This is a genomic window from Burkholderia sp. MSHR3999, assembly GCF_000833595.1.
Taxonomy (GTDB): Bacteria; Pseudomonadota; Gammaproteobacteria; order Burkholderiales; family Burkholderiaceae; genus Burkholderia; species Burkholderia ubonensis.
The window spans coordinates 1-16,839 of record NZ_JRFO01000001.1; the positions used below are offsets into that span (position 1 = coordinate 1).

10 protein-coding genes, 6 tRNA genes and 3 rRNA genes are annotated in these 16,839 nt (G+C 58.8%); 18 read left to right on the top strand and 1 reads right to left on the bottom strand.

Annotated elements, in window-relative coordinates:
- The 6 genes from KY49_RS00005 to KY49_RS00030 form a co-directional block, all read left to right on the top strand.
- Positions 1-335 (top strand): 16S ribosomal RNA (locus KY49_RS00005); the annotation flags it as partial.
- Between the two features lie 63 nt (positions 336-398).
- A tRNA-Ile gene (locus tag KY49_RS00010) sits at positions 399-475 on the top strand.
- A gap of 39 nt (positions 476-514) precedes the next feature.
- A tRNA-Ala gene (locus KY49_RS00015) sits at positions 515-590 on the top strand.
- A 277-nt stretch (positions 591-867) separates the two neighbouring features.
- A 23S ribosomal RNA gene (locus tag KY49_RS00020) occupies positions 868-3,749 on the top strand.
- A gap of 120 nt (positions 3,750-3,869) precedes the next feature.
- Positions 3,870-3,982, top strand: a 5S ribosomal RNA gene (gene rrf, locus KY49_RS00025).
- Positions 3,983-4,174: 192 nt separating this feature from the next.
- Positions 4,175-5,257 carry an IS630 family transposase gene (locus KY49_RS00030; protein ID WP_042584481.1) on the top strand — a complete coding sequence of 361 codons (1,083 nt, stop codon included), beginning with the start codon at positions 4,175-4,177 and terminating at the stop codon, positions 5,255-5,257.
- A 90-nt stretch (positions 5,258-5,347) separates the two neighbouring features.
- Here the strand turns inward: KY49_RS00030 and KY49_RS00035 are convergent, their stop codons facing one another.
- Positions 5,348-6,493 (bottom strand): hypothetical protein, encoded by a 1,146-nt coding sequence (locus KY49_RS00035; protein ID WP_042582901.1) that lies wholly within the window; start codon positions 6,491-6,493, stop codon positions 5,348-5,350.
- A gap of 655 nt (positions 6,494-7,148) precedes the next feature.
- On the opposite strand from KY49_RS00035, the gene KY49_RS00040 reads away from it, so the two are divergent.
- The 12 genes from KY49_RS00040 (at position 7,149) to rpoB (ending at position 16,820) form a co-directional block, all read left to right on the top strand.
- A tRNA-Tyr gene (locus tag KY49_RS00040) sits at positions 7,149-7,234 on the top strand.
- A gap of 43 nt (positions 7,235-7,277) precedes the next feature.
- A tRNA-Gly gene (locus KY49_RS00045) sits at positions 7,278-7,351 on the top strand.
- A gap of 25 nt (positions 7,352-7,376) precedes the next feature.
- Positions 7,377-7,451 (top strand) — tRNA-Thr (locus KY49_RS00050).
- 64 nt (positions 7,452-7,515) lie between these two features.
- The gene (tuf, locus tag KY49_RS00055) at positions 7,516-8,706 is read left to right on the top strand and encodes an elongation factor Tu (protein ID WP_034209732.1); all 1,191 of its coding nucleotides are present in this window, start codon (positions 7,516-7,518) and stop codon (positions 8,704-8,706) included.
- Between the two features lie 59 nt (positions 8,707-8,765).
- Positions 8,766-8,841, top strand: a tRNA-Trp gene (locus KY49_RS00060).
- 43 nt (positions 8,842-8,884) lie between these two features.
- Entirely contained in the window at positions 8,885-9,265 is a 381-nt protein-coding gene (gene secE / locus KY49_RS00065) for a preprotein translocase subunit SecE (RefSeq protein WP_042582902.1), read from the top strand.
- A 1-nt stretch (position 9,266) separates the two neighbouring features.
- Positions 9,267-9,824 carry a transcription termination/antitermination protein NusG gene (gene nusG, locus KY49_RS00070; protein WP_006765424.1) on the top strand — a complete coding sequence of 186 codons (558 nt, stop codon included), beginning with the start codon at positions 9,267-9,269 and terminating at the stop codon, positions 9,822-9,824.
- A 141-nt stretch (positions 9,825-9,965) separates the two neighbouring features.
- Positions 9,966-10,397, top strand: coding sequence for a 50S ribosomal protein L11 (gene rplK / locus KY49_RS00075; protein WP_006400671.1), 432 nt, complete (start codon positions 9,966-9,968; stop codon positions 10,395-10,397).
- Positions 10,398-11,096 carry a 50S ribosomal protein L1 gene (rplA, locus tag KY49_RS00080; protein ID WP_042582903.1) on the top strand — a complete coding sequence of 233 codons (699 nt, stop codon included), beginning with the start codon at positions 10,398-10,400 and terminating at the stop codon, positions 11,094-11,096.
- Positions 11,097-11,401: 305 nt separating this feature from the next.
- Entirely contained in the window at positions 11,402-11,899 is a 498-nt protein-coding gene (gene rplJ, locus KY49_RS00085) for a 50S ribosomal protein L10 (protein ID WP_010092952.1), read from the top strand.
- Between the two features lie 72 nt (positions 11,900-11,971).
- A complete protein-coding gene (gene rplL, locus KY49_RS00090; protein ID WP_006477198.1) occupies positions 11,972-12,346 on the top strand; it encodes a 50S ribosomal protein L7/L12 in 375 nt (124 codons plus the stop codon).
- 367 nt (positions 12,347-12,713) lie between these two features.
- Positions 12,714-16,820 (top strand): DNA-directed RNA polymerase subunit beta, encoded by a 4,107-nt coding sequence (gene rpoB, locus KY49_RS00095; RefSeq protein ID WP_042582904.1) that lies wholly within the window; start codon positions 12,714-12,716, stop codon positions 16,818-16,820.
- Positions 16,821-16,839: the final 19 nt, after the last annotated feature.

The following is a 16,839-nucleotide window of genomic DNA, read 5'->3' on the forward strand; positions in this document are numbered from 1 at the left end:
CCTTATGGGTAGGGCTTCACACGTCATACAATGGTCGGAACAGAGGGTCGCCAACCCGCGAGGGGGAGCCAATCCCAGAAAACCGATCGTAGTCCGGATTGCACTCTGCAACTCGAGTGCATGAAGCTGGAATCGCTAGTAATCGCGGATCAGCATGCCGCGGTGAATACGTTCCCGGGGTCTTGTACACACCGCCCGTCACACCATGGGAGTGGGTTTTACCAGAAGTGGCTAGTCTAACCGCAAGGAGGACGGTCACCACGGTAGGATTCATGACTGGGGTGAAGTCGTAACAAGGTAGCCGTATCGGAAGGTGCGGCTGGATCACCTCCTTTCCAGAGCTATCTCGCACAAGTTGAGCGCTCACGCTTATCGGCTGTAAATCAGGACAGACTCAGGGGTCTGTAGCTCAGTCGGTTAGAGCACCGTCTTGATAAGGCGGGGGTCGTTGGTTCGAATCCAACCAGACCCACCATTGTCTGACGTGGAAACCTGAGAAGTCTCTGTACACATGGGGGGCATAGCTCAGCTGGGAGAGCACCTGCTTTGCAAGCAGGGGGTCGTCGGTTCGATCCCGTCTGCCTCCACCAATCTTCAATGACAAGCGTTCGACTTGATCGAGCTTTTGCCATTGGCGATTGAGCCAGTCAGAGTGATATGAGTAATACCATATCGGCTGTCGTTCTTTAACAATCTGGAAGAAGCAAGTAATTTGGATAGCGGAAGCGTCTTTGAGATGGACGTGGAAACTATCCGGGTTGTGATTGTATCGATGTATCTCAAGATGATTCGAACTTCATGTTCGGCTCAATTTGGAATACGGCACAACGCGAGAACTCAACCTGTAACGAGACAGACTCGTTATAGGGTCAAGCGAACAAGTGCATGTGGTGGATGCCTTGGCGATCACAGGCGATGAAGGACGCGGTAGCCTGCGAAAAGCTACGGGGAGCTGGCAAACGAGCTTTGATCCGTAGATGTCCGAATGGGGAAACCCACTCCTTATGGAGTATCCATGGCTGAATACATAGGCCATGTGAAGCGAACGCGGTGAACTGAAACATCTAAGTAACCGCAGGAAAAGAAATCAACCGAGATTCCCAAAGTAGTGGCGAGCGAAATGGGATGAGCCTTGCACTCTTTATTTGTATTGTTAGCCGAACGCTCTGGAAAGTGCGGCCATAGCAGGTGATAGCCCTGTAGGCGAAAACAGTATGAAAGAACTAGGTGTGCGACAAGTAGGGCGGGACACGTGAAATCCTGTCTGAAGATGGGGGGACCATCCTCCAAGGCTAAATACTCGTGATCGACCGATAGTGAACCAGTACCGTGAGGGAAAGGCGAAAAGAACCCCGGGAGGGGAGTGAAATAGATCCTGAAACCGCATGCATACAAACAGTCGGAGCCTCGTAAGGGGTGACGGCGTACCTTTTGTATAATGGGTCAGCGACTTACGTTCAGTAGCAAGCTTAACCGTATAGGGCAGGCGTAGCGAAAGCGAGTCCGAATAGGGCGTTCAGTTGCTGGGCGTAGACCCGAAACCAGGTGATCTATCCATGGCCAGGATGAAGGTGCGGTAACACGTACTGGAGGTCCGAACCCACTAACGTTGAAAAGTTAGGGGATGAGCTGTGGATAGGGGTGAAAGGCTAAACAAACCTGGAAATAGCTGGTTCTCTCCGAAAACTATTTAGGTAGTGCCTCGTGTCTCACCTTCGGGGGTAGAGCACTGTCATGGTTGGGGGGTCTATTGCAGATTACCCCGCCATAGCAAACTCCGAATACCGAAGAGTGCAATCACGGGAGACAGACATCGGGTGCTAACGTCCGGTGTCAAGAGGGAAACAACCCAGACCGCCAGCTAAGGTCCCCAAATATGGCTAAGTGGGAAACGAAGTGGGAAGGCTAAAACAGTCAGGAGGTTGGCTTAGAAGCAGCCACCCTTTAAAGAAAGCGTAATAGCTCACTGATCGAGTCGTCCTGCGCGGAAGATGTAACGGGGCTAAGCCATATACCGAAGCTGCGGATGCGAGCTAGTCTCGCATGGTAGGAGAGCGTTCCGTAAGCCTGCGAAGGTGCCTTGTAAAGGGTGCTGGAGGTATCGGAAGTGCGAATGCTGACATGAGTAGCGATAAAGGGGGTGAAAGGCCCCCTCGCCGTAAGCCCAAGGTTTCCTACGCAACGTTCATCGGCGTAGGGTGAGTCGGCCCCTAAGGCGAGGCAGAAATGCGTAGCTGATGGGAAGCAGGTCAATATTCCTGCACCGTCGTTAGATGCGATGGGGGGACGGATCGCGGAAGGTTGTCCGGGTGTTGGAAGTCCCGGTCGCTGCATTGGAGAAGGCGCTTAGGCAAATCCGGGCGCAGGATTCAAGGGTGTGGCGCGAGCTCCCTCGGGAGCGAAGCAATTGGAAGTGGTTCCAAGAAAAGCCTCTAAGCTTCAGTCTAACGATGACCGTACCGCAAACCGACACAGGTGGGCGAGATGAGTATTCTAAGGCGCTTGAGAGAACTCGGGAGAAGGAACTCGGCAAATTGGTACCGTAACTTCGGGATAAGGTACGCCCTTGTAGCTTGACTGGCCTGCGCCAGGAGGGTGAAGGGGTTGCAATAAACTGGTGGCTGCGACTGTTTAATAAAAACACAGCACTCTGCAAACACGAAAGTGGACGTATAGGGTGTGACGCCTGCCCGGTGCCGGAAGATTAAATGATGGGGTGCAAGCTCTTGATTGAAGTCCCGGTAAACGGCGGCCGTAACTATAACGGTCCTAAGGTAGCGAAATTCCTTGTCGGGTAAGTTCCGACCTGCACGAATGGCGTAACGATGGCCACACTGTCTCCTCCCGAGACTCAGCGAAGTTGAAGTGTTTGTGATGATGCAATCTACCCGCGGCTAGACGGAAAGACCCCATGAACCTTTACTGTAGCTTTGCATTGGACTTTGAACCGATCTGTGTAGGATAGGTGGGAGGCTATGAAACCGGAACGCCAGTTTCGGTGGAGCCGTCCTTGAAATACCACCCTGGTTTGTTTGAGGTTCTAACCTTGGCCCGTGATCCGGGTCGGGGACAGTGCATGGTAGGCAGTTTGACTGGGGCGGTCTCCTCCCAAAGCGTAACGGAGGAGTACGAAGGTACGCTAGGTACGGTCGGAAATCGTGCTGATAGTGCAATGGCATAAGCGTGCTTAACTGCGAGACCGACAAGTCGAGCAGGTGCGAAAGCAGGTCATAGTGATCCGGTGGTTCTGTATGGAAGGGCCATCGCTCAACGGATAAAAGGTACTCTGGGGATAACAGGCTGATACCGCCCAAGAGTTCATATCGACGGCGGTGTTTGGCACCTCGATGTCGGCTCATCTCATCCTGGGGCTGTAGCCGGTCCCAAGGGTATGGCTGTTCGCCATTTAAAGAGGTACGTGAGCTGGGTTTAAAACGTCGTGAGACAGTTTGGTCCCTATCTGCCGTGGGCGTTGGATATTTGAAGGGGGCTGCTCCTAGTACGAGAGGACCGGAGTGGACGAACCTCTGGTGTACCGGTTGTGACGCCAGTCGCATCGCCGGGTAGCTATGTTCGGAAGAGATAACCGCTGAAAGCATCTAAGCGGGAAACTCGCCTTAAGATGAGATATCCCTGGAGGCTTGACCTCCTTGAAGGGTCGTTCGAGACCAGGACGTTGATAGGTCGGGTGTGTAAGCGCAGTAATGCGTTCAGCTAACCGATACTAATTGCCCGTAAGGCTTGATCCTATAACAAGGCTGTTTTAGAGCGGTTGAATGACCGCGATGTGTGCGATACGCACAACCCCAGGATTACTGCTTCTTCCCAGATTGGTTCTGCTGGCCAAGCCAGCAGAACAACCCTCTTTGCCTGATGACCATAGCGAGTCGGTCCCACCCCTTCCCATCCCGAACAGGACCGTGAAACGACTCTACGCCGATGATAGTGCGGATTCCCGTGTGAAAGTAGGTAATCGTCAGGCTCCCTCAAGCCAGAAACCCCCGCCCAACCGGCGGGGGTTTTTGCATTTCCAGCGGCGGAAATGCATCCGGCCCGCCGGCGCGCGAAAACGTCACCCATCACTCTGCTCAGGCGCCCTAGTGTTCCGTCCCAGAAATAACTTTACATGGAATTGTGTTGCTCTATGATCAAGCGAAATTGAGTGGAGGTGATCATGGCGCGCAAGAGAATCGAGGTGGTGATCTCGGAACTGGAGCGGGAGCAATTGCTGTCGATGAGCCGCTCGCGTTCGCTGCCTCATTCGCTGGTGCGCCGGGCAAAGATTGTCCTGATGGCGGCTGACGGTCGTACGAACCAGGAAATCGCAGCGCAATGTGAAGTAACGTCTCCTGCGATCACGCACTGGAAGAAGCGGTTTGTCGCGCATGGGCTCGCCGGTCTGCATGACGAAGCACGCCCGGGGCGACCGCGCGCGCATGACAATGAAGCCGTGGCGGAGTTGCTGGCGAAGGTACTGCATGAGAAGCCCGACGGGGCAACGCACTGGAGTGTGCGTTCTGCTGCTGCGCAAACGGGTATTTCGAAGAGTTCGGTGGCCCGGTATCTGTCGCTGTTCGGTGTCCAGCCTCATCGCTCGAAGAGCTTCAAGCTTTCGACTGATCCGTACTTCGTCGAAAAGGTGCGCAATATTGTCGGGCTGTATCTGAGCCCGCCGACCAACGCCTTGGTGCTGTGTGTCGACGAGAAGAGCCAGTGTCAGGCGCTCGAGCGTACGCAGCCGGTGTTGCCGATGGGGCTGGGCTATCTTGAAGGTGTTACGCACGACTATATACGGCATGGCACGACCACCTTGTTTGCAGCGCTCAATGCGGCGACGGGCGAAGTCATCACGCAATGCAAGCCGCGTCATCGACATCAGGAGTTTCTGGCGTTTTTGAATCACATTGATCAAGCGGTTCCGGAAGATCTTGACGTGCATCTGATCGTCGATAACTACGCAACGCACAAGCACCCGAAGGTCAGGACATGGCTGGCGAAGCACCCGCGTTATCACATGCACTTCACGCCGACGTATTCGAGCTGGCTCAATCAGGTGGAGCGCTGGTTTGGCCTGATCACGCAGCAGGCCATCCGGCGCGGCTCGTTCAAAAATGTGCGCCAGCTGATTGCCAGCATCGAGCGCTATGTTGAGCAGTACAACCAGCACAAACGTCCGTTCGTCTGGACGGCAACCGCCGATTCCATCCTTCAGAAAGTGGCTCGGCTATGCAAAGTTATTTCTGGGACGGAACACTAGATTGCCGATGCAGATCGGCGCTACGCATGGCCCTGGTCCACCATTGCACATGTGTCACTTCCGGCAACCGGTCAACCGCAAGGCCGGCACTCATGGCAGTGTGCGAGGTGCGAGCAAAAGCGCGCGAACGCCGCGCCAAGGCAAGAGCACGCCTTCGCCCCGACAGTTTCTCTCGGCCTCCGAATACGCATTGAACGCGGCAAAGAGTCCTTCCTTCCTGGGCGAAAGCAGGAGTGACCACTTCCAATCCGCCATCTTCTTCGCGCCCTGGTTGCGACATCGCGAGTCGTCACATTCAAAGCTTCGGAATGCTTGGTCAATGCATTCCTTGTCGTTGCGCTCGTCCGCAGCACGTCTTAGCGCGAGCGACACTACATCGTTCCCTTTCGTGAAGTCGAAGGTTTCGGCTCCGGCAGCCGGAAAGCGAACCGTGCGAGTCCAGTCAAGGGGCTTGCCGGTGGCGAGATCGTAGGTCGTGGTATTCCAGCCGCTTGACGGGTGAGCTGCGCCTGGCCAATCCCAGTAGCATGTCGCGTCGACCGTGAACAAGCGGGTATTGGCGAATGCCACCGTCGGTGTGCAGCTCGAGTCGCCTTTCGGCCGGGCCATGAGTGTCAGGCCGACCGTTTCCCGAAACACCCGATCGAGGTCGGCGTTGATGGTTCGCACTGCGTCCGCTGACGGTCCGCTCGTCAGCTGCGGAGCGGATGCGCCACTCCGCTTTTCGGTGATGAATCGCCAGGTGACGGCGTGATCGGCTGACGTTCCCTTGCGTGCGGAAATCTCCGTCGGCCCTTCCACCCGCAAGCAATCGTAACCGCGTTCGGTTGCCGACGATCCGTGAAAGTTCGCGTCGCAGGTGGCGCTCGTGCGCTCCAGTCGGATCGGCAGGGTGGCGACCGCCCCAGCGTTTTTCCGCCACGTCCCGGATGCAGATCCGGATGCGAACGAGAGGGACCAAATGCCGGTCGGTTCGGCGCAGGCGATTGGTTCGTCGCCGCCGTCGGAAAGGGGACACTCGATGAATTCCCCCGCGTTGACGGTCGGGACCAGCCCGATGTCGATGCCTTGCGCGCGATAGAAGTAACGGCCGATCGCCTGCTTGTCGTTCTGGTAGAAGCGTAGAACGATAGGCGACTTGCCGATCATGCCGCGGTAGAGGCTTTCGTCCGGAGCGGCATGCGCGATGTCCGTGACGAGTGAGGCGGCGAACAGCAGCGCGCATGAGAGGCGCATGGAAGCTCCTGGTGTCGGGTTCGAGTCGAGCGCCTGGCGCTCCCTTGGCGTCGCAGACTGCGCATTTGGATCCGGACCCTACACAGACTAACGTGGCGCAACGAGGGGCGCCAGTCGATGCTGAGTCGCAACACTCGAGCATCGGGAGCGAACGAATAGCCGCGCATAGGCATGCGCGTCCATGCATTCGGACGACACGGCGGACTGCTGTTGCCGCTACGCGAGGAGATTGGCGACGCTGGACTGAGAAAACGTGCTGGATCTGCGCGTGCATCCCGGTTGCGGATGCGAGCGGGGCGCTTCGATCGCAAAGGCGTCTCGGGTGCGCAAAAGACCGGCAGATCAAGTTCGGCACGAAATTTGCGGTTTTTTGTGTTTACCCGCTTGGCTTTATCGTGCGAAGGTCGTATGATGGCGGTCTTCCGATTTTTCGGCGTGAACTCAGGTTCGTGACGGAACGGTCGGAGTCTGACGAAGATGCGTGCATTGGCGCGCCAGGTGTGACTTACGGTGTTCGCGAGGGCGTAATTGCTCGGTGGGGCGTCGATGAGGGGCTTGGGGCGTATCAGTCAGGTGCTGGTGAAGAGAATGAAAATAATCTTCGCAGTGCGCTTGACAAAGGTTCGATGCACCCCCATAATCGCCAGTTCTCTACGGAGGGGTGCCCGAGTGGCTAAAGGGGGCAGACTGTAAATCTGTTGGCTTACGCCTACGTTGGTTCGAATCCAACCTCCTCCACCAAGACATCAACGCAGAGAGCGGTAGGGAATCGTTAGTGGCCCGCGCGGGTGTAGCTCAATGGTAGAGCAGAAGCCTTCCAAGCTTACGACGAGGGTTCGATTCCCTTCACCCGCTCCAGTCTGTGCAGTTGAAGCATGAAATCGCCCATGTGGCTCAGTGGTAGAGCACTCCCTTGGTAAGGGAGAGGTCGGCAGTTCGATCCTGCCCATGGGCACCAGCAGTTATAGTCAGTGTCTGTTTGCGCGCGGCGCAACATGTGAAATTCCTTTCGGGAGTTGAAAATGGCCAAGGAAAAATTCGAGCGGACCAAGCCGCACGTGAACGTTGGTACGATTGGTCACGTTGACCACGGCAAGACGACGCTGACGGCGGCGATCACGACCGTGCTGACGAAGAAGTTCGGCGGCGAAGCGAAGGCATACGACCAGATCGACGCGGCGCCGGAAGAAAAGGCACGTGGTATCACGATCAACACCGCGCACGTCGAGTACGAAACGGCGAACCGCCACTACGCACACGTCGACTGCCCGGGCCACGCTGACTACGTGAAGAACATGATCACGGGCGCGGCGCAGATGGACGGCGCAATCCTGGTTTGCTCGGCAGCAGACGGCCCGATGCCGCAAACGCGTGAGCACATCCTGCTGGCGCGTCAGGTTGGCGTTCCGTACATCATCGTGTTCCTGAACAAGTGCGACATGGTGGACGACGCTGAACTGCTCGAGCTGGTCGAGATGGAAGTTCGCGAACTGCTGTCGAAGTACGACTTCCCGGGCGACGACACGCCGATCGTGAAGGGTTCGGCGAAGCTGGCGCTGGAAGGCGACACGGGCGAGCTGGGTGAAGTGGCGATCATGAACCTGGCCGACGCGCTGGACACGTACATCCCGACGCCGGAGCGTGCAGTTGACGGCGCGTTCCTGATGCCGGTGGAAGACGTGTTCTCGATCTCGGGCCGCGGTACGGTGGTGACGGGTCGTGTCGAGCGCGGCATCATCAAGGTCGGCGAGGAAATCGAAATCGTCGGTATCAAGCCGACGGTGAAGACGACCTGCACGGGCGTTGAAATGTTCCGCAAGCTGCTGGACCAGGGTCAGGCAGGCGACAACGTCGGTATCCTGCTGCGCGGCACGAAGCGTGAAGACGTGGAGCGCGGCCAGGTTCTGGCGAAGCCGGGTTCGATCACGCCGCACACGCACTTCACGGCTGAAGTGTACGTGCTGAGCAAGGACGAAGGTGGCCGTCACACGCCGTTCTTCAACAACTACCGTCCGCAGTTCTACTTCCGTACGACGGACGTGACGGGCTCGATCGAGCTGCCGAAGGACAAGGAAATGGTGATGCCGGGCGACAACGTGTCGATCACGGTGAAGCTGATTGCGCCGATCGCGATGGAAGAAGGTCTGCGCTTCGCAATCCGCGAAGGCGGCCGTACCGTCGGCGCAGGCGTCGTCGCCAAGATCATCGAGTAAGCCAGTTATTCGTTGATCGACAGTTTTGGGGCTGGCATTGGCCAGTCCCAACATGGTCTAGGGGTATAGCTCAACTGGCAGAGCGTCGGTCTCCAAAACCGAAGGTTGGGGGTTCGATTCCCTCTGCCCCTGCCAAAAAATCGCCACGTGTCCTACGTGGCATTTGTTTTAAGGTGTTATGGCGAATCCATCCGTCGAAACTGTAAATACCTCCGGCGATAAGCTGATGCTGGCCCTGGGCGTATTGTTGGTCTTGGCCGGATTCGTGGGCTTCTTCTGGCTGGGCGGTCAGGAGTGGTACATCCGCGGTGTCGCATTGGCGGTGGGGTTGATCGCCGGCGTGGCCGTCGGACTGATGTCGGCGCCTGGCAAGGGCCTGATCGCATTTGCCAAGGATTCGTACAAGGAAGTCCGGAAGGTCGTTTGGCCCACCCGCAAGGAAGCAACGCAAACCACGCTTGTCGTGTTCGGTTTCGTGCTCGTGATGGCGATTTTCCTCTGGTTGAGCGACAAGTCCATCGAGTGGGTGATTTTCTCGGCGATTCTGGGTTGGAAATGATATGAGCGATACTCCGGCATCCCCGAGCGGAAAGCGTTGGTACGTTGTGCACGCCTACTCCGGCATGGAGAAGAGCGTGCAACGCGCGCTTCAGGAGCGCATTGAACGTGCCGGCATGCAGGACAAATTCGGTCAGATCCTGGTTCCGACCGAAGAAGTGGTCGAAGTCAAGGGCGGCCACAAGGCAGTGACGGAGCGTCGTTTCTTTCCCGGCTACGTGCTGGTGGAAATGGAAATGACGGACGAAACGTGGCACCTCGTGAAAAATACCGCGAAGGTCACCGGTTTCGTCGGCGGTGCGCGTAACCGCCCGACGCCGATTTCCCCCAAGGAAGTCGAGAAGATCATGTCGCAGATGCAGGAAGGCGTGGAGAAGCCGCGCCCGAAGACCCTGTTCGAGGTCGGCGAGATGGTTCGGGTCAAGGAAGGCCCGTTCACGGATTTCAATGGCACCGTCGAAGAAGTGAACTACGAAAAGTCGCGTGTGCGTGTGTCGGTCACCATCTTCGGTCGCGCTACTCCGGTCGAGCTCGAGTTCGGCCAGGTCGAAAAAGTTTGATCCCGATTCGGTGGGCAGCCTCGGCTGCCCACCTTCGCGCTTACGGCCCGCGTCATGGCTGTTGAGGAGCGTCAGTAGCCGAACGGCGAACGCGCGTTATCACTCACCGAACGCCGCTTGGCGTTCCAACGAGGTTTTCAAATGGCAAAGAAGATTGTCGGCTTTATCAAGCTGCAGATCCCTGCAGGTAAAGCCAACCCGTCGCCGCCGGTCGGTCCGGCACTGGGCCAGCGCGGCCTGAACATCATGGAGTTCTGCAAGGCGTTCAACGCGCAGACTCAAGGCATGGAGCCGGGTCTGCCGGTGCCGGTGGTCATCACGGCATACGCTGACAAGAGCTTCACGTTCGTGATGAAGACGCCGCCGGCGACCGTCCTGATCAAGAAGGCGGCGAAGGTGGACAAGGGCTCGAGCAAGCCGCACACCGACAAGGTCGGTTCGATCACGCGCGCTCAAGCCGAAGAAATCGCGAAGACCAAGATGCCGGATCTCACGGCAGCTGATCTGGACGCAGCCGTTCGCACCATCGCTGGTAGCGCACGCTCGATGGGCATCACCGTGGAGGGTGTGTAAATGGCTAAGATCTCCAAGCGCCGTCAGGCATTTGCCGCCAAGGTCGACCGTCAGAAGCTGTATGCGATCGAAGACGCACTCGCACTCGTGAAGGAATGCGCGAGCGCGAAGTTCAACGAATCGATCGACGTCGCAGTCCAGCTCGGCATCGATGCGAAGAAGTCGGACCAGGTCGTTCGTGGTTCGGTCGTTTTGCCGGCAGGTACGGGCAAGTCGGTTCGCGTTGCCGTGTTCGCGCAAGGCGAGAAGGCCGAGCAGGCACGTGCAGCAGGCGCGGAAATCGTCGGTATGGAAGACTTGGCTGAGCAGATCAAGGCTGGCCAGATGGACTTCGACATCGTGATCGCTTCGCCGGACACGATGCGTATCGTCGGTACGCTGGGCCAGATCCTCGGCCCGCGCGGCCTGATGCCGAACCCGAAGGTCGGCACCGTGACGCCGGACGTCGCGACCGCCGTCAAGAACGCGAAGGCTGGCCAGGTCCAGTTCCGCGTCGACAAGGCCGGTATCATCCACGCAACGATCGGCCGTGCATCGTTCGAGTCGGCCGCGCTGCGCTCCAACCTGTCGGCGCTGATCGAAGCGCTGCAGAAGGCGAAGCCGGCAACGAGCAAGGGCGTGTACCTGCGCAAGATCGCACTGTCGAGCACGATGGGCGTCGGCGTGCGTGTCGACCAGGCTACGCTGGCCGCGCAGTAAGCAAGAATTCGGGCCGCTTCGCGTCGCGTAGCGGCCCTAAAGGGCTTTGGGCGGTTGTTCGTGCAGTTGGCGGGCAACCGGTTATCAAAGACCGTTGGTGGGAGCGCAGCAGTCGGGTGATCCCTTAATTCAAGCCAACGCAGATGGCGAACCCGAAAAAGTTTTGCAGTGGTGAAGCCGCAGGCCGCGAAGCGATTCGCGGCGTGAGGTGGAAATACTCCTAACGAGTCGGACGCCGTTGTTGAACGAGGTACGTGAGGTTCGTCATACCGGCAAGCTGAACGTATCGTTTCTGGAGGCTAACCGTGCCGCTTAATAGAGAAGACAAGCAAGCCGTCGTCGCTGAGGTTGCCGCGCAAGTCGCGAAGGCCCAGACCGTTGTGCTGGCTGAGTATCGTGGAATTGCGGTTGGCGATCTGACCACGCTGCGCGCGAAAGCGCGTGAGCAGAAGGTTTACCTGCGCGTTCTGAAGAACACGCTGGCGCGCCGCGCCGTTGAAGGTACGCCGTTTGCTCCGCTGGCAGAGCAGATGACTGGCCCCCTGATCTACGGCATCTCGGAAGATGCAATTGCTGCTGCTAAGGTCGTCAACGACTTCAGCAAGAGCAATGACAAGTTGGTCATCAAGGCTGGTTCGTTCGATGGCAAGGTGATGGACAAGGCTGGCGTGCAAGCGCTGGCAAGCATCCCGAGCCGTGAAGAACTGCTCTCGAAGCTGCTGTTCGTTATGCAATCGCCTGTTTCCGGCTTTGCGCGCGCTCTGGCCGCGCTGGCTGAGAAGAAGCAAGCCGAAGCTGCGTAATCACTACGCGCGAACGCACATCAGCGTCACTGATCGCTGGCTGTATCCGTATTCAATTTAGGAGTATTTCAAATGGCAATCGCAAAAGAAGACATCCTGGCAGCAGTCGAAGGGATGACCGTTCTGGAACTGAACGAACTGGTCAAGGCATTCGAAGAGAAGTTCGGCGTGTCGGCAGCTGCTGTTGCAGTCGCTGGCCCGGCAGGCGGCGGCGCTGCTGCTGCTGCTGAAGAGAAGACCGAGTTCACGGTCGTCCTGGCTGAAGCAGGCGCGAACAAGGTTTCCGTCATCAAGGCAGTTCGCGAACTGACGGGCCTGGGCCTGAAGGAAGCGAAGGACCTGGTTGACGGCGCACCGAAGCCCGTCAAGGAAGGCGTGGACAAGGCTGCTGCTGAAGAAGCCAAGAAGAAGCTGGAAGAAGCAGGCGCGAAGGTCGAAGTCAAGTAAGTTCCGACGCGCTGTGCGAAGGCTGGCGGTATTTCCACCGCCGGCCTTTTTGTGCTTTGTGGGGACGTTATTCTGGCACTCTTTCGGGAGCCCGAATAAACGCCCCCAGAAGCCAAAGATAACCGCCTAATCGTCGTGATTAGCGTTTCTCTTTGTCTTCTGAAGCGACTGCAGAAGGCAAGTTTGGTCGGGTAGCGGGCAACACAGGCATCCGCTGCCGTCAGCCAGCGGTTGGTAGCGGCCAACCACCAAGCTTCTCGGCTCGTTCAAGCCGTCGGACGGCCATCGGGTCTCAGTCGGTGAACACTCGGGTTTGACACGTCCAGGTATTCCGCCTCGATAGCACCCGCCGTGATTCGGAGATCGTATGCAATATTCCTTCACCGAGAAGAAGCGCATTCGCAAGAGTTTCGCGAAGCGCCCCATCGTTCACCAAGTTCCCTTCTTGCTGGCCACCCAGCTTGAATCATTCAGCACGTTTCTGCAAGCTGATGTGCCGGCGACGCAACGCAAGCCCGAGGGTTTGCAGGCCGCTTTCACATCCGTGTTTCCCATTGTTTCGCACAATGGCTTCGCGCGTCTCGAATTCGTGAGCTACGCGCTGTCCTCGCCGGCGTTCAACATCAAGGAATGCCAACAGCGGGGCCTGACGTACTGTTCCGCGCTGCGCGCGAAGGTGCGTCTCGTCATCCTCGACAAGGAATCGCCGAACAAGCCGGTCGTCAAGGAAGTGAAGGAGCAGGAAGTGTACATGGGCGAAATTCCGCTCATGACGCCGACGGGCTCGTTCGTCATCAACGGCACCGAGCGTGTGATCGTCTCGCAGCTGCACCGTTCGCCGGGCGTGTTCTTCGAACACGACAAGGGCAAGACGCACAGCTCGGGCAAGCTGCTGTTCTCGGCACGGATCATTCCGTACCGCGGCTCGTGGCTCGACTTCGAATTCGATCCGAAGGACATCCTGTACTTCCGCGTCGACCGTCGCCGCAAGATGCCGGTCACGATCCTGCTGAAGGCGATCGGCCTCACGCCGGAACAGATCCTCGCGAACTTCTTCGTGTTCGACAACTTCACGCTGATGGACGAAGGCGCGCAACTCGAGTTCGTGCCGGAGCGTCTGCGCGGTGAAGTCGCGCGTTTCGACATCACGGATCGCGACGGCAAGGTCATCGTCCAGAAGGACAAGCGGATCAACGCGAAGCACATTCGCGACCTCGAGGCCGCGAAGACGAAGTTCATCTCGGTGCCGGAAGACTACCTGCTCGGCCGCGTGCTGGCGAAGAACGTCGTCGACGGCGACACCGGCGAAGTGATCGCGAACGCGAACGACGAAGTCACGGAAAGCGTGCTCGAGAAGCTGCGCGAAGCGGGCATCAAGGACATCCAGACGCTCTACACGAACGACCTGGATCAGGGCCCGTACATCTCGTCGACGCTGCGTGTCGACGAAACGACCGACAAGACGGCCGCGCGCATTGCGATCTATCGCATGATGCGTCCGGGCGAGCCGCCGACCGAAGAAGCGGTCGAGGCGCTGTTCAACCGCCTGTTCTACAGCGAAGAAGCGTACGACCTGTCGAAGGTCGGCCGCATGAAGTTCAACCGCCGCGTCGGCCGTGACGAGATCACCGGCCCGATGACGCTGCAGGACGACGACATCCTCGCGACGATCAAGATCCTCGTCGAGCTGCGCAACGGCAAGGGCGAAGTGGACGATATCGACCACCTCGGCAACCGTCGCGTGCGTTGCGTCGGCGAACTGGCGGAGAACCAGTTCCGCGCCGGTCTCGTGCGTGTTGAGCGCGCGGTCAAGGAACGCCTCGGCCAGGCTGAGAGCGAAAACCTGATGCCGCACGACCTGATCAACTCGAAGCCGATTTCGTCGGCGATCCGCGAGTTCTTCGGTTCGTCGCAGCTGTCGCAGTTCATGGACCAGACCAACCCGCTGTCGGAAATCACGCACAAGCGCCGTGTTTCCGCACTGGGTCCGGGCGGTCTGACGCGCGAGCGCGCAGGCTTCGAAGTTCGTGACGTGCACCCGACCCACTATGGCCGCGTGTGCCCGATCGAAACGCCGGAAGGTCCGAACATCGGTCTGATCAACTCGCTCGCTCTGTACGCGCACCTGAACGAGTACGGTTTCCTCGAGACGCCGTACCGCAAGGTCGTGGACGGCAAGGTGACCGACCAGATCGACTACCTGTCGGCGATCGAGGAAGGCCGCTACATGATCGCGCAGGCGAACGCGGCGATCGACGAAGACGGCCGACTGATCGACGAACTCGTGTCGTCGCGTGAAGCCGGCGAAACGATGATGGTCACGCCGGACCGCATCCAGTACATGGACGTCGCGCCGTCGCAGATCGTGTCGGTTGCAGCTTCGCTGATTCCGTTCCTCGAGCACGATGACGCGAACCGTGCACTGATGGGCTCGAACATGCAGCGTCAGGCCGTGCCGTGTCTGCGTCCGGAGAAGCCGGTCGTCGGTACGGGCATCGAGCGCACCTGCGCGGTCGACTCGGGCACGACGGTCCAGGCGTTCCGCGGCGGCGTCGTCGACTATGTCGACGCGGGCCGTATCGTGATTCGCGTGAACGACGACGAAGCAGTCGCGGGTGAAGTCGGTGTCGACATCTACAACCTGATCAAGTACACGCGTTCGAACCAGAACACGAACATCAACCAGCGTCCGATCGTGAAGATGGGCGACAAGGTCTCGCGCGGCGACGTGCTGGCCGACGGCGCCTCGACGGACCTGGGCGAGCTCGCGCTCGGCCAGAACATGCTGATCGCGTTCATGCCGTGGAACGGCTACAACTTCGAGGATTCGATCCTGATCTCGGAGAAGGTCGTGGCCGACGATCGCTACACGTCGATCCACATCGAAGAGCTGAACGTCGTTGCACGCGACACGAAGCTCGGGCCGGAAGAAATCACGCGCGACATCTCGAACCTGGCGGAAGTCCAGCTTGGCCGTCTCGACGAATCGGGCATCGTGTACATCGGTGCGGAAGTCGAAGCGGGCGACGTGCTGGTCGGCAAGGTCACGCCGAAGGGCGAGACCCAACTGACGCCGGAAGAGAAGCTGCTGCGCGCGATTTTCGGCGAGAAGGCTTCGGACGTGAAGGACACGTCGCTGCGCGTGCCGTCGGGCATGAGCGGCACCGTGATCGACGTCCAGGTGTTCACGCGTGAAGGCATCCAGCGCGACAAGCGTGCGCAACAGATCATCGACGACGAACTGAAGCGCTACCGTCTCGACCTGAACGACCAGCTGCGCATCGTGGAAGGCGACGCGTTCCAGCGTCTCGCACGCATGCTCGTGGGCAAGGTCGCGAACGGCGGGCCGAAGAAGCTCGCGAAGGGCACGAAGATCGACCAGGCTTACCTGGAAGACCTCGACCACTACCACTGGTTCGACATCCGCCTCGCGGACGACGAGGCAGCGGCGCAGCTCGAAGCGATCAAGAACTCGATCGAAGAAAAGCGTCACCAGTTCGACCTCGCGTTCGAAGAGAAGCGCAAGAAGCTCACGCAAGGCGACGAACTGCCGCCGGGCGTGCTGAAGATGGTCAAGGTGTACCTCGCGGTGAAGCGCCGCCTGCAGCCGGGCGACAAGATGGCAGGCCGTCACGGCAACAAGGGTGTCGTGTCGAAGATCGTTCCGATCGAAGACATGCCGTACATGGCCGACGGCCGTCCGGCAGACGTCGTGCTGAACCCGCTCGGCGTGCCGTCGCGGATGAACGTGGGTCAGGTTCTCGAAGTGCACCTCGGCTGGGCCGCGAAGGGCCTCGGCTGGCGTATCGGCGAAATGCTGCAGCGCCAGGCGAAGATCGAGGAGCTGCGCATCTTCCTGACGAAGATCTACAACGAGTCGGGTCGCGCGGAAGATCTGGAAAGCTTCACCGACGACGAGATCCTCGAACTCGCGAAGAACCTGCGCGAAGGCGTGCCGTTCGCGACGCCGGTGTTCGACGGTGCGACCGAGGAAGAAATGGGCAAGATGCTCGACCTCGCGTTCCCGGACGACATCGCGCAGCAGCTCGACATGAACCCGTCGAAGAACCAGGTCCGCCTGTACGACGGGCGCACGGGCGAGCCGTTCGAACGCCGCGTGACGCTGGGCTACATGCACTACCTGAAGCTGCACCACCTTGTCGACGACAAGATGCACGCGCGTTCGACGGGCCCGTACTCGCTCGTCACGCAGCAGCCGCTGGGCGGCAAGGCGCAGTTCGGTGGCCAGCGTTTCGGTGAAATGGAAGTGTGGGCGCTCGAAGCGTACGGCGCATCGTACGTGCTGCAGGAAATGCTGACGGTGAAGTCGGACGACGTGACCGGCCGGACGAAGGTTTACGAGAACCTCGTCAAGGGCGATCACGTGATCGATGCAGGCATGCCGGAATCCTTCAACGTGCTGGTGAAGGAAATCCGCTCGCTCGGTATCGACATCGATCTCGACCGCAATTAATCGGACTACGGAGAGAAAG